At 38.2% G+C, this 14,163-nt stretch carries 13 protein-coding genes; 12 read left to right on the top strand and 1 reads right to left on the bottom strand.

The window, feature by feature from the left end:
• Nucleotides 1-2 precede the first annotated feature (2 nt).
• A complete protein-coding gene (locus tag AC0QT1_RS02215) occupies nucleotides 3-791 on the bottom strand; it encodes a molybdopterin-synthase adenylyltransferase MoeB (protein ID WP_473201561.1) in 789 nt (262 codons plus the stop codon).
• 87 nt (nucleotides 792-878) lie between these two features.
• Here AC0QT1_RS02215 and gshB point away from each other — a divergent pair, with 87 nt between their 5' ends.
• The 12 genes from gshB to AC0QT1_RS02155 all read left to right on the top strand — a co-directional run bounded on the left by gshB (nucleotide 879) and on the right by AC0QT1_RS02155 (nucleotide 13,933).
• Complete coding sequence (gene gshB / locus AC0QT1_RS02210) at nucleotides 879-1,817, top strand: glutathione synthase (protein WP_473200115.1); 939 nt, start codon at nucleotides 879-881, stop codon at nucleotides 1,815-1,817.
• Nucleotides 1,818-1,912: 95 nt separating this feature from the next.
• Nucleotides 1,913-2,959: a substrate-binding domain-containing protein gene (locus tag AC0QT1_RS02205; protein ID WP_473201560.1), complete on the top strand. Its 1,047-nt coding sequence runs from the start codon at nucleotides 1,913-1,915 to the stop codon at nucleotides 2,957-2,959.
• A 62-nt stretch (nucleotides 2,960-3,021) separates the two neighbouring features.
• Nucleotides 3,022-4,482: a phosphate ABC transporter permease subunit PstC gene (gene pstC / locus AC0QT1_RS02200; RefSeq protein WP_473201559.1), complete on the top strand. Its 1,461-nt coding sequence runs from the start codon at nucleotides 3,022-3,024 to the stop codon at nucleotides 4,480-4,482.
• A complete protein-coding gene (pstA, locus tag AC0QT1_RS02195) occupies nucleotides 4,479-5,771 on the top strand; it encodes a phosphate ABC transporter permease PstA (RefSeq protein ID WP_473201558.1) in 1,293 nt (430 codons plus the stop codon). The genes pstC and pstA overlap by 4 nt, the downstream gene beginning before the upstream one ends.
• 59 nt (nucleotides 5,772-5,830) lie before the next feature.
• Nucleotides 5,831-6,589 carry a phosphate ABC transporter ATP-binding protein PstB gene (gene pstB, locus AC0QT1_RS02190; protein WP_473200119.1) on the top strand — a complete coding sequence of 253 codons (759 nt, stop codon included), beginning with the start codon at nucleotides 5,831-5,833 and terminating at the stop codon, nucleotides 6,587-6,589.
• 21 nt (nucleotides 6,590-6,610) lie between these two features.
• Nucleotides 6,611-7,333: a phosphate signaling complex protein PhoU gene (gene phoU, locus AC0QT1_RS02185; protein WP_473201557.1), complete on the top strand. Its 723-nt coding sequence runs from the start codon at nucleotides 6,611-6,613 to the stop codon at nucleotides 7,331-7,333.
• Nucleotides 7,334-7,914: 581 nt separating this feature from the next.
• Nucleotides 7,915-8,766: a cell wall hydrolase gene (locus AC0QT1_RS02180; RefSeq protein ID WP_473201556.1), complete on the top strand. Its 852-nt coding sequence runs from the start codon at nucleotides 7,915-7,917 to the stop codon at nucleotides 8,764-8,766.
• A 31-nt stretch (nucleotides 8,767-8,797) separates the two neighbouring features.
• Nucleotides 8,798-10,045: an aminopeptidase gene (locus tag AC0QT1_RS02175; protein ID WP_473201555.1), complete on the top strand. Its 1,248-nt coding sequence runs from the start codon at nucleotides 8,798-8,800 to the stop codon at nucleotides 10,043-10,045.
• A 57-nt stretch (nucleotides 10,046-10,102) separates the two neighbouring features.
• Complete coding sequence (mutM, locus tag AC0QT1_RS02170) at nucleotides 10,103-10,978, top strand: bifunctional DNA-formamidopyrimidine glycosylase/DNA-(apurinic or apyrimidinic site) lyase (protein WP_473200123.1); 876 nt, start codon at nucleotides 10,103-10,105, stop codon at nucleotides 10,976-10,978.
• 75 nt (nucleotides 10,979-11,053) lie between these two features.
• Nucleotides 11,054-12,448 (top strand): dipeptidase, encoded by a 1,395-nt coding sequence (locus tag AC0QT1_RS02165; RefSeq protein ID WP_473200124.1) that lies wholly within the window; start codon nucleotides 11,054-11,056, stop codon nucleotides 12,446-12,448.
• A complete protein-coding gene (locus AC0QT1_RS02160; protein WP_473200125.1) occupies nucleotides 12,441-13,067 on the top strand; it encodes a ribonuclease D in 627 nt (208 codons plus the stop codon). Before AC0QT1_RS02165 ends, AC0QT1_RS02160 begins: the two co-directional genes overlap by 8 nt.
• 560 nt (nucleotides 13,068-13,627) lie before the next feature.
• Nucleotides 13,628-13,933, top strand: coding sequence for a hypothetical protein (locus AC0QT1_RS02155; RefSeq protein WP_473201554.1), 306 nt, complete (start codon nucleotides 13,628-13,630; stop codon nucleotides 13,931-13,933).
• The last annotated feature ends 230 nt before the right edge of the window (nucleotides 13,934-14,163 follow it).

Genomic DNA, 14,163 nt, shown 5'->3' with positions numbered 1-14,163 from the left:
CCTTATATGCACGCCTTGATGTTTGTTTTATTTGCGCTGGAATTTGATCGTTCATAGGTAATGATATTAAATTGTGCGGACAATCCATTATAGAGGAGAATTTTTCCTACTAATGGTTCACCAATGTTTGTGATAAGTTTAATGGCTTCCATGGCTTGGAGTGTTCCAATGACTCCGGGTAAAGCACCGATGATTCCGTTTTCAGCACATGTTGGGAGAGTGTCTGGAGCAGGTGGATTGGGGAATAGGTCTCGATAGTGAGGATTATTGTCTTTATAAGGCATGAGCACTGTCAATGAGCCATTAAAACGTTCTACAGCACCACTGATTAAGGGTTTTGCGCATTGGGCAGCATGATCGGCAAGTAAGTAGCGTGTGGCAAAATTATCACTACCATCAACAATAATATCATAGGCATTTAATAATTTATCCACATTACTTTTATCTAAGCGTGTGTTATGTTTTTCAACAATAATATGAGGGTTTATCGCTTGTATAGCGGCTTTAGCGCTCTCAGTCTTTAATTGATTAATTGTGTTCGTTTTATGAATAACTTGGCGTTGTAAATTGGAAAGCGAAACGATATCATCATCAACAATTCCAAGTGTACCAACGCCTGCAGCGGCTAAATAGCTTAGGACAGGAGCACCAAGTCCTCCCGCTCCAACAACAAGGATGCGTGCAGTTTTGAGCTTTTGTTGACCAGCTCCTCCGATTTCAGGCAAAAGGATATGGCGTGCATAGCGTTTTATTTCCTCATGGCTTAATTTTGTATCCGCTTCTTGTATCATGAGCTTTCTCTTGTCATAGTTCTTTCATTGTTTACTAATTTTATAGCGCGTAGACTAGTCCGCTTTTAGTATAGGGAGGTTTTATTCATGAAAATTGCCATTCAGATGGATCACATTTCAACGATTCGGATTCAAGGAGATACAACATTTGCACTGGCTTTAGCAGCGCAAGAACGCGGACACTCACTTTTTCATTATACACCAGATCATTTATCGATGCGCGATGGTTGTGTGATGACACGATTAGAGCCGTTGATTGTACGCGATGAAGAGGGGAACCATTATGACTTAGGAGAGCCTGTACGCACGGAGTTAACGGATATGGATGTGGTCCTTTTACGCCAAGATCCGCCCTTTGATCTCAATTATATCACCACGACGCATTTGTTAGAATGCATTCATCCTAAGACACTTGTGGTGAATGATCCAAAGTGGGTCCGCAATAGCCCAGAAAAAATTTTTGTTACTGAATTTTCTGATTTGATGCCAGAAACATTAATTACAAAAGATATTGAAGAAATAACGAATTTTAGAGCTACGTTTGGCGATATCATTCTTAAACCACTCTATGGCAATGGAGGGGCGGGTGTTTTTCATTTGAAACAGGATGATCGCAATTTATCATCACTCTTAGAAATGTTTGCAAAAAGTTATCGCGAACCTTTTATTGTGCAACGTTATATAGATGCTGTGCGAAAAGGGGATAAACGAATTATTTTGCTTGATGGTACTCCTGTTGGAGCGATTAATCGTGTTCCGGTGGAAACAGATGCACGCTCTAATATGCATGTTGGAGGGCGTGCGGAAAATGTTGATTTAACAAAACGTGATAATGAGATTTGCGAACGGATTGGCCCAGCTTTAAAGGAACGTGGACTTCTTCTTGTAGGAATTGATGTGATTGGAGATTATATAACGGAAATTAATGTGACATCTCCTACCGGTATTCGTGAAATTAAACGCTTTGGTGGTGCAGATGTTGCCCATCTTTTCTGGGATGTCGTTGAGTTAAAATGTGCTCATTAAATTTATTATTTGTTATACCGTAAATGTGAATTACAATCTGGATGATTGTATGATAAGAGTGGAAAATATTGGCTCAAGTTCTAAGGAGTTTATGGATGAGCAGAGTATTGTCAGTTGGAGTGGGACTGTTTTTTGCAATGCTGTTGTCCATTAATGTCGGCAATGCACGTGATCAAATACAGATTGCGGGTTCATCTACAGTTTTACCTTATCAAAAGATTGTTGCTGAAGTATTTGGAGAAACTTATCCAAACTTTAAGGTTCCAGTTATCGAATCGGGTGGAACAGGAGCTGGTATTAAAGAGTTTTGTTATGGTATTGGGGAGCATACAATTGATATCGTTAACGCTTCACGGGCGATGAAGCCTAGTGAATTGCAGTCTTGTTTTGATGCTGGTGTAAAAGATGTTGAAGAAATACGCATCGGGTATGATGGTATTGTTTTTGCAACAGATATAAATGGTCCTGATTGGAAGCTACAACCAGTAGATGTTTATAGAGCACTTGCTGCTCGGGTTATTATAGACGGAAAATTGCAATCCAATAACGTCTCAAAATGGAATGCAGTTAATAAAGCTCTTCCTGATTGGACGATAGCAGCTTATATCCCTGGAGAGAAGCATGGAACGCGTGAAGTTTTTGAAGAGAAATTGCTAGCCGAAGGCTGTAAAGCGAGTGGAGCAGTTGAGCTAATGAAGACTTTAGGAATGGATGATAAAGCGATTCATACTGCTTGTGTTGCTGTACGGAGAGATGGAAAAGCTATTGATATTGATGGGGATTATTCTGAAACCTTTGCGCGTTTAATTTCTAATAAAACAGGGGTTGGCGTTTTTGGTTTATCTTTTTATGAAAATAATGCTGATAAGTTAAAGGTTGCGGAGATTAATGGGTTTGCACCAACCGTTGAAACAATTACACGCGGCGAATATCCGGTTTCTCGTCCACTTTTTTTCTATATTAAGAAAGCACATGTTAGTATTATTCCAGGTTTATGGGAATATGTTAACTTTTTCCTTTCTGATCAAATGATTGGACCAGATGGTCCATTGGCTGAATATGGTTTGGTTGTTGCTTCTGAAAAAGAAAGACAAGCACAACGTTCTGCTTTTTCTTCTGGTAGAGTGATGAGTCTGAAATAATTCTCTGAATTTGCGGTATAGAAGTTTTCTATGGTATTTTTTTGTAAAAATTGAAAGACAATATGCGCATTTCTGTTATTATTTTTCTTCTATTTTTTCTCGGTTTTCTGGGGTTTTATATTTCTTATATGCGAGCTCGCTCTCTTGAATACGCACAATACAAGATGCATTCTCGTGCCTATTATTACGGGTGGTGGACATTTTTGATAACTGTTATTCCAGCACTTATTTTTTTAATTTTTTGGAAGAGTGGGAGTGCAATTTATTTAGAGTATAGTGCTTCTCGAGAGGTTGAAGCGTATAGTGTACGTGCAACCGAGCTTGTGAATCATGATCTTATTTTGGGAACTATTCGAAATCTGGTCAAAATGGTTCATCGCTTTGAGGGCGATTTTGTTACTGCTTCGTATGAAGAAGTGCAGGCACAATTATTGGCAAAAGGATCTATTTTACCCCATGGGGTATCAGAGGATGTATTAAGAATAGCACAGTCATGGGTCTCTTCTTCTAAAAAATTACAGTTAATTGGTCATAGCTTTCTTTTTGTCATTGCATTCTTTGGTTTTATCTTTGGAATTATCCAAATTGCTCCACGTCAGCGTGCGCGCAATAAGGTTGAATGTTTGATTGTCGTTGGGTTGATTTGCGCATCTATAGTTGCGATTTTAACAACAGCAGCCATAGCACTTTCCATGTTTTTTCAAACGATGAGTTTTTTTCAGTCTGTACCCTTATCAAATTTCTTTTTTGGAACGGTTTGGGATCCACGTTTTTCAGTGAGTGGTTCGGGCAATGAAGTGGGACAATTTGGTCTTATTCCGCTTCTTGCGGGCACGCTTTATATTGCGCTTGTGGCAATGCTTTTTGCTGTTCCTATTGGGTTGTTTTCAGCTCTTTATATGGCCGAATATGCTTCTACTCGATTACGATCAATTGTGAAGCCATTGTTAGAAGTGCTCGCTGGTATTCCAACCATTGTTTATGGTTTTTTTGCTCTGAAGGTTGTAGGGCCATTTTTACGTGATCTCTCTGTCTCTCTTTCTGGTGGTGCTGGTTTTATTATGGCCCAAAGTGTTTTAACGGCTGGAGTCGTGATGGGAATTATGTTGATTCCTTTTGTTTCCTCTTTGTCGGATGATGTTATAACAGCTGTTCCACGCATTTTGCGTGAAGGATCTTATGGTTTAGGAGCAACGCAATCTGAGACGATTAAGAAAGTTGTTATACCGGCAGCGCTTCCAGGAATTATGGGGGCAATTTTATTGACAGCATCACGTGCAATTGGAGAAACAATGATTGTGGTTCTGGCGGCAGGTGTTGCTGCGAACCTAACACTTAATCCATTCGAAGCAATGACTACGATGACAGTTAAGATAGTTAACCAATTAACAGGTGATTTTGAGTTTAATTCTCCACAAACTCTTGTAGCTTTTGCTTTAGGGATGACGCTCTTCATCATGACTCTTTTAATGAATATTCTTGCTCTTTATATTGTGCGTAAATATCGGGAACAATACGAATGAATGAAAAAGTTCTTGTCTCTCGTCGTAATATTGGCCTCAAGCGTCGATATTGGGCTGAACGTCGTTTCCGAGCGTATGGTTTGATTGCTATTTTTATTAGTTTATTTTTTTTATTTTCGCTTTTGTGGTCTATCATCAGTCAGGGTTATACAGCTTTTTTTCAAAGTGAAATGACGTTATCGATTTATTTGGATGAGAAAATCATTGATTCAAAGGGGCAACGTGAAACGAATCCGCAGATACTCATAACGGCCAATTATCCTCTTCTCGTACGGAATGCTTTGGCAAAAAAACTTGATATAGATCAAAATGATCGAGCACTATTACGAGATATTAATCGTATGTTTTCAAATGGTGTACGTGTTCAACTTCGTGAAATGGTAACAAAAAATCCAAAACTGATTGGAACAACGCAAAAAATCAAAGTTTTAGCTGCAGCAGATATTGATTCTGCTTATAAAGGACAGATTGATTTACATGTAGCGGAAAAAAACCGCAAAGTTTCTAATCGCCAAGTAGAATGGATAAAACGTTTAGCACATGATGGTACGCTTTATAAAACATTTAATTTTGGTTTTTTTACATTTGGCGCTTCAAGCCGTGCTGAAACTTCGGGATTAGGGGTTGCGATCATTGGCTCTCTTTATATGATAGTCATAGTTTTATTGATTTCGCTTCCAATAGGGATAGCAACAGCTCTTTATTTGGAAGAATATGCACGCAAAAATAAATTTACAGATTTTATCGAGGTTAACATCAATAATCTTGCTGCTGTTCCTTCGATTGTTTTTGGTCTTTTAGGACTTGCTGTTTTTGTTAATTTTTTTGGGTTACCACGTTCAGCCTCTTTTGTTGGTGGGCTTGTCTTGGCTCTTATGACACTCCCTACAATTATTATAGCGACACGATCTGCTTTGCGGGCTGTTCCTCTCTCTATTCGCGCAGCTGCTTTAGGATTAGGGGCATCGAAAACACAAATGGTTTTTCATCACATTGTTCCTTTAGCGGTTCCTGGTATTTTGACGGGTACGATCATTGGTGTAGCTCAGGCTCTGGGTGAAACAGCCCCGTTGCTTTTGATTGGAATGGTTGCTTTTGTTGTCAATATTCCTTCTACCCCCATGGATCCAGCAACAGCTTTGCCTGTTCAAATTTTCATGTGGGCAGGGGAAGCAGAGCGTGCTTTTGTTGAAAAGACATCAGGTGCTATTATCGTGTTAATGATTTTTCTTGCGATCATGAATATTTCTGCTGTTTTTTTACGTCGACGATTTGAACGGCGCCAGTGATTTCGATAAAGCAGTAACTTTGATAAGGTTTATGTTTTAAGGTAAGGTGAGTTTTTGTAATGAAAATAAAAATGCGCGGTCAAGATGTAAAGGTTTTTTATGGGGAAAAAGAAGCACTTCATGGTATTACTCTTGATATCCCTGAACATCAGGTTACAGCTTTGATAGGTCCTTCAGGTTGTGGAAAATCGACTTTTTTGCGTTGTTTTAATCGTATGAATGATACGATTGAAGGCGCTAAAATAACAGGTCTTATTACCTTAGATGGAGAGAATATTTATGACCAGAAGATTGATGTTGTGGAATTGCGTGCTCGTGTCGGGATGGTTTTTCAAAAGCCTAGTCCTTTTCCAAAATCTATCTTTGAGAATGTTGCCTATGGGCTACGCATTCATGGTTTAGTTAAATCGCGTGCCGAATTGCATGATAGGGTTGAAAAGAGTTTAAGACAGGCAGGTTTATTTGAAGAAGTAAAAGATCGTCTTCATGAGGCAAGTACAAGTTTATCAGGAGGACAGCAACAGCGTTTATGTATTGCGCGTGCCATTGCAATTAGTCCTGAAGTTATTTTGATGGATGAGCCCTGTTCAGCTCTTGATCCAATTGCGACAGCGCGTATTGAAGAGCTTATTGATGCGTTACGACAAGACTATACAATTGTTATTGTGACACACTCCATGCAACAGGCAGCACGTGTTTCTCAATATACTGCCATGTTTCATTTGGGACATTTGGTAGAAGTTGGTGCAACTGAAATGATTTTTACCTCACCAAAAGAACAACGTACGCAAGATTACATTACAGGGCGCTTTGGATAGGTAAATTGAGGAGTATAAGCTATGTCTAGGAACCATACTGTCCGTTCTTATGATGCAGAACTAAAATATTTGAAAGCACGGATTACAGCAATGGGTAGTCATGCAGAAAGAATGATTGAACGTTCTGTTGCATCAATTGTGTGTAGTGATCTTCAACTTGCGACGGCAGTTATTGCCGATGATTTGTTTTTAGATGAAGCAGAACGTGACATTGATGAAAAAGCAATTACCATTATTTGCAAACGCCAACCGATGGCTGTTGATCTGCGTGAAATTATTGGTGCCATTCGTATTTCTTCTGATCTTGAACGGGTTGGGGATATGGCCAAAAACATTGCTAAGCGAACGGTAGCGCTTTCAGAAACACGTCAATCTGCTGCTTTTTATCATGGGCTTGAAACGATTGCAGCTTTAGCACTCAATCAGTTAAAGGAAGTATTGGATGCTTACACGAGCCGTTTATTGGAACGTGTTGACGCGGTACGTGAGCGCGATGGTAAAATTGATGCTTTATATACGTCTCTTTTTCGTGAGCTTCTAACTTATATGATGGAAGATGTACGCAATATTACAGTTTGTACGCATTTACTTTTTTGTTTAAAAAACATTGAACGAATTGGTGATCATGTTACCAATATTGCGGAAATGCTTCATTATATAATAACGGGTTACCATATGTCTTCTGATCGTCCTCGCGATGATCTTACCTATAAAGTTGGGGTAGGGGAGAAGAAAATAGATTAGATTTTCTTTCAGCTTTTAGAATGAATTTCTATAAAGATGAAAACCACTTAGGCACTTTTTTTACAGTATGGCTTTAGATGGAATAGGAAAGATAACTTATGGATAAACACAAGAGACAATGTGGAAATTGGGGTAATATTACGGATTTTTATTCTCTTTAGATATATCTGAGTTCAGAGAAATTATAACCTGCTTAGTTTGGGGTGGAGTAAAAACTTCTTTCTAATCATTTTCTCAAATTTGTATTAAAGAAGATATCCGTATTTATTTTTGATACAGACTCCTTTAGTATGACAATCTTTTTGTATGCGAAATCGTTCAAACGCTTTCTGAAGCAGAATATTTTATCCACTCTTAAAAGATGAGGGGTGAGATTGTGTAGCTGTTTCCATCGTTAATAATGACAATATTGATCGGTTAACAATTTTTTATTTTTTACTTCGCATAAATACCTTTTAATTACTTCTTGTATTAAAATTTTACTAAGTTGTAACAATTAACTGTATACTTTCTTTGAACATACATTTAAAACATGTTCAAATTGTGAATGCTTCAAAGACGTGAGAATTGTGTTGTATAAGATGAAAAGAAATTGTTGGACTGTTTTTATAACCTGTTTTCTAGCACCATTTGTTATCGTGGGATGTGCTGCAAATCATTTTGGTGTTGATAAAGTGAATGAAAATAAGAAGACGAAAACAGCAGTGTATCCATTGACTGAACGCCAATGCCTTATGCGTGCAATGTATTTTGAATCAAATCGTACGAGCTTTGAAGGAATGATTGCTGTTGGAACGGTTGTTATGAACCGTGTTAATTCAAGTGCGTATCCAAAAACGATTTGTGGTGTTGTTGGTCAATATAAACAATTTGCTCCTGGTGTTTTAACGCGTCCTATGACGGAGCCAGCATCTGTTGCCCGTGTTAAAGAGGCTGCTGATGCTGTTTTACGTGGCAGAAGGGATGAAAAACTTAAAAACGCCAAGTTTTTTCATACAGCAGGTTTATCTTTTCCTTATAAAAATATGCATTATGTTCGTGTTGCGGGGGGAAATGCTTTTTATGAAAAGCGCTCCCGTGATGGATCGCTTCAAGTTCCTACCAACGACCGTCCTTATGATGTTGCTTATGCTTTTGCGCAAGAACGTTCTGGTAATATACTAAGTATCATGGATACAAGCTTATCAATTAAAGAAATAAAAGCAGAAGAAAAACAAAATACATCTTCTTCTATAGAAGTAGCGCAGGTGAATAAAGCGCGTATTACACCTTTTGTTACAGTACAACTTAATAAAGTTCCTATTCCTACAGATCCACCGCATCGTATAGATCAGGGCGGGGAAAGCAAAGCGACAGTAGCTTATGCAATGCCCTCATCAGATCAGTTGAATTTAATTATTACAATGTTAGAAAAACGGTACAGAAGCCGATAATTTTTTCACAACCAAAGTAAGGATATTGGTAATGTACTTTGATATTCATGAGGCGGTTTCGCCTGAAAAGCTTAATCGTCTTGCAGAAATTACGGTAAAAGTTGGGTTAAATTTACAAGAAGGGCAGGATCTTATTTTGACTGCTCCAGTTTCAGCATTACCTTTTGTTCGGCGTATTGCCTATCATGCTTATAAGGTTGGTGCCGGTGTAATTACACCACTTTTTAGTGATGATATGTTATCGCTTACACGTTTTGAAAATGCACATACTGCTAGTTTTGATTGCGCACCTTCTTGGCTGTATGAGGGAATGGCAAAGGCTTTTGGAAATGGAGCTGCGCGTTTGGCTATTGTTGGTGATAATCCTTTACTCCTTTCCAATCAAGACTTTGATAAAGTTTCGCGTTTAAATAAGTCTACGTCAATGGCTTATCAGCCTGCTCTCAAAAAAATATCAAATTTTGCCATGAACTGGTCGATTGTAGCTTATCCAACGGCAGGATGGGCTGAGGCTGTGTTTCCTTCTTTACCGCTTAATGAGGCGATTAAGAAGTTAGCGGATGCAATTTTTGCAGCTTCACGTGTTACGGAAGAAGATCCAGTGCATGCATGGACTGTGCATAATGCAACTTTAAAACAACGGTCATCTTGGCTCAATGGGCAGCGTTTTTCTGCTTTGCATTTTACAGGGCCAGGGACTGATTTAATGGTTGGTTTGGCAGATGATCACGAATGGCATGGTGGTGCATCAACGGCTAAAAATGATGTAGTTTGCAATCCTAATATTCCGACAGAAGAAGTTTTTACCACTCCTCATGCTCATAGGGTTGAAGGCTTTGTTCGTTCAACAAAACCACTTTCATATCAAGGAGCACTCATAGATAATATTGAGGTGCGGTTTGAAGCGGGACGTATTGTTGACGCACGTGCTTCAACAGGCCAAGAAGTTTTGCAACAGGTTTTACAGAGTGATGAGGGTGCGAGTCGATTAGGTGAAGTTGCTCTTGTCCCACATTCTTCACCAATTTCTAAGAGTGGACTTCTTTTTTATAATACATTATTTGATGAAAATGCCGCATGTCATATCGCTTTAGGGCAGTGTTATTCCAAGTGCTTTTTAGATGGAGCATCATTGACCTCAGAGGAAATTGCAGCGCGTGGTGGGAATAAAAGTGTGATTCATATTGACTGGATGATTGGATCTGGTGAAATCGATATAGATGGCATTACGCAGGATGGCACGAAAATTCCTGTATTTCGTAAAGGTGAGTGGGCTTAGTATTATTGTTTTTTCAGTGATATTTTGTTAGAAAGCGCATAATTTTTTAAAAAAGTGATGCCTGAGCTTCCTGAAGTAGAAACCGTTCGTCGTGGTTTAGAGCCATTTGTAACTGGTGCAAAAATTGTATCTGTCAAGCTTCATCGAAAGGATTTGCGATTTCCTTTTCCTGAGGCGTTTCCTGAACGACTTATGGGAAGGACAATTATAGAACTTGGTCGGCGCGCAAAATATTTATTATTTCATCTTTCGCAGAATGAAACAATTTTAAGCCATTTAGGAATGTCAGGATCATGGCGTATAGAAGATGATTTTTTAACCCAAACATCTTCTGTTACAGGGAAATTTGTTAAGCATGATCATTTTGCCATGGATATTCAGGTAAAGGATGGCAAGGTTTATCATCTTACCTATAATGATCCTCGTCGTTTTGGATTTATGCTTCTAATAGAAACAAATAGGCTTTATGAGCATCCACTTTTAAAGAAACTGGGGCTCGAGCCTATGAGTAATATGTTTTCGGGTCGTTATTTACAAAAGGCTTTTGTTAATAAAAAAATATCTCTTAAGGGAGTTTTACTTGATCAGTCTATTGTCGCGGGTCTTGGAAATATTTATGTTTGCGAAGCACTATGGCGTAGTCGTTTGTCACCACAGCGTGGTGCATTTACATTAGCATTAAAAACTGCACATGCACGTGAATTTGCAGATTCTCTAGCTCAGAATATACGCAATGTGATTTCTGAAGCAATTTTGTCTGGTGGATCTTCATTACGTGATTACGTACAGGTAGATGGTTCTCTTGGTTATTTTCAACATGCTTTTTCAGTGTATGGGCGCGAAGGAGAAGAATGTTTACACTGTGGAATGCCTATTATACGCATTTTTCAGTCGGGGCGTTCAAGTTTTTACTGTTCACAGTGTCAAAAATGAAAGAGGTCTCTTGCAAAATTCTACGAGAGGCTTAAAGTCATATCGATAGTTAATTAAGGCTTGAGAGGTTTTTTTATGCTTAATAAAGTACTCACACATCTTGATGATAATATAGAAAAGAGCCTTGAACGCCTTTTTTCTTTTTTACGTTTTCAATCGATTTCTACGGACTCAGCTTATAAGGACGAATGTCGTCAAGCAGCAGATTGGTTAGTAGAGGATTTAAAAAGCATTGGTTTTGAGGCTTCACGTCGTGATACTCCGGGGCATCCAGTGGTCGTTGGGCATCATCCAGGCCCTTCAGATGATTGTTTGCATGTTTTATTCTACGGACATTACGATGTGCAACCTGTTGATCCCCTGAGCTTATGGGAAGATGATCCATTTACACCTTCTATAAAAGAGAGAGATGGCGAGAAAGTTATTTGTGCTCGTGGAGCTTCAGATGACAAAGGCCAATTTATGACATTTGTTGAAGCGTGTCGTGCATATAAGAAAGAAACAGGACAGCTTCCTGTTAAAGTTACTATTTTATGTGAAGGTGAAGAAGAAAGTGCTTCTCCCTCTCTTGTTCCTTTTTTAAAAGCAAATAAAGATGAACTTAAAGCTGATTACGCGTTGGTTTGTGACACGTCGATGTGGGATGCAAATACCCCCTCTATTGCTCTTTCTCTTCGGGGAATTATGGCAGAAGAGATTATTATCACAGCAGCTGATCGTGATTTGCATTCTGGTTATTTTGGCGGAGTAGCAGCTAATCCTATTCGTATTTTAACTAGAGTTTTAGCAGGACTTTATGACGAAAATAATAAAGTAACAATTCCTGGTTTTTATGACGGTGTAGAAGAAACACCTTCCCATATTTTGCAATTATGGAATGAGCTTAATTGCACTGCTGAAAAATTTCTTGGTCCTATCGGTCTTTCCGTTCCTTTTGGGGAAAAAGGGCGAAGTATTTTAGAACAAATATGGGCACGTCCTACAGCAGAAATTAATGGTATTAGTGGAGGCTATGAAGGGGAAGGGATTAAAACGGTTATTGCTTCTCAGGCAAGCGCAAAAATATCGTGTCGTTTAGTCCATAAACAAGATCCAGAGAAAATACGTCAAGCCTTTCGTGATTATGTCCGTAACTCGATTCCTGCTGACTGTACAGTGACATTTAAGAACCATGGTTCTTCTCCGGCATTGCAGCTTCCCTATGATTCCTCTTTTATCAAGGCGGCAAAGGATGCTTTATCCCAAGAGTGGGAAGTTCCTACTGTATTGATAGCTATGGGTGGTTCAATTCCAGTTGTAGCAGATTTTCAGTCAATTCTTGATATGGAAAGTCTTTTGGTTGGTTTTGGACTGGCTGATGACCGTATTCATTCACCAAATGAAAAATATAACTTAAAGTCGTTTCATAAAGGGCAACGGTCTTGGGCACGTATTCTGGCAGCGTTAGCAAATAGGAGGGTAAATGACTGAGATCCGCGTTCATCAAGGTGATTTACCAAACTTAGATAATTATCAAATTGATGCTGTTGCGATTGATACCGAAACTTTGGGATTACAACCATACCGTGATCGTTTATGTGTTGTTCAGCTTTCTTCTGGGGATGGTACTGCTGACGTTATACAGATTGCTAAAGGGCAAAAGAGTGCTCCCAATTTGGTTAAATTACTTGAAGATAAGGCTATCACCAAAATATTTCATTTTGGGCGTTTTGATCTTGCTATTTTAGCGCATACGTTTGGCGTTATGCCTGATGTGGTTTTTTGTACAAAAATTGCCTCGAAACTCACGCGTACCTACACGGATCGTCATGGATTGAAGGAAATTTGTAGTGAATTGCTCAATGTGAATATTTCTAAACAGCAGCAATCTTCAGATTGGGCAGCAGAAATTTTATCACGCGCACAAATTGAATATGCCGCATCAGATGTTTTATATTTACATCGTTTAAAGAATATATTTGAAGAACGTTTAAGACGTGAAGAGCGGGAAGATGTTGCAAAGGCATGTTTTCAATTTTTACCAGTGAGAGCAAAACTTGATCTTTTGGGATGGTCAGAGGTTGATATTTTCGCGCATAGCTCAGTTTAAAAATTAGCTTTTTAATAAAAATAAAAAAGTCATTAATGTTACAGAACCACACATCCGTAGTATATATGGGCGTGTGGTTTTCTTGTGTTTTTTATGAGAGTATTTTATGGCCTAATTTTTAGAATAAAGAGTGTTGTTGAAACTTGTACAATAAAGGTACATTATTTTTCTTTTATTTTAAGGTTTACAAAAACAGACAATTTCATAAGGGAATAAAAAAGCAAAAAATATACGTAATAATCTCATAGAGAAAGCTTTCTATATGAATATGATTTAATTCGTATTGTATATACGCAATAGAGTCTCTTTCCGAGAGAAATACATTGATCAATATTCGTTTCATTTATTGTCTATTTGAGAAGGCATATTTTCATTGGTTATAAAACCAATGATTTTTGTATTGGCAAAGCTTAAAAATATTTTTTTAAATAAAACTGCTCCAAAATTGTGCTTTTTAGGATTTGAGCTTTTTATCTACTCAACATACCATTTTTTTATGGAAACTTGAAATGTTAGCACTATGTAAAATCCATTATGGATACTTACAAGGAGTTAGATCAATGAATCTGAAATATTTTATTACAGCGTTTACTACTTTTTCTTCAATTTCTATAGCCCAAGGAGCTGGCTTTATAGCTGCTCAAAAGTTATTGCAGGCAATGCCTTTGGCGTTTTCTCCTAATGAACGAGAGAGCGATAGCTTGTCTAAAGTTTTTCAAACAAAGTTTTCTTGTTTTGATAATGACGAGCCCAAGCTAGCTGTTAAGTTAGTACCCATATCCTCATCAGCGAAAAGAAGAGGTCTGGGATCTAGAAACAAAAAAGGTCGACCAAAGTTGTTTACCAAAAGTCCGATGAGTTTTTAATAAGCGAAGAAACAAAGTTAGGAGATGCTATTTTATTCTGGATAGGCGGCGAGGGGGGGATATTTTTGGTAGCTTAAAGAGAGGTAATTGTTTCTTTGTGGTTTAGTTGTTGTGCCATTATGATAGTTGGAGAATGTATCATTTATGAAAAATCTAAGTGTGCTGATTTCGATAAAAGAATGAAAGGTGTGGTTGCACAAGAGAGGGTTACAATGTCCTTGGGGTTAGAG

The organism is Bartonella sp. P12B (assembly GCF_055796185.1).
Note: the sequence above shows the minus strand (reverse complement) of the source record. Positions and strands in the feature narration are given on the sequence as shown.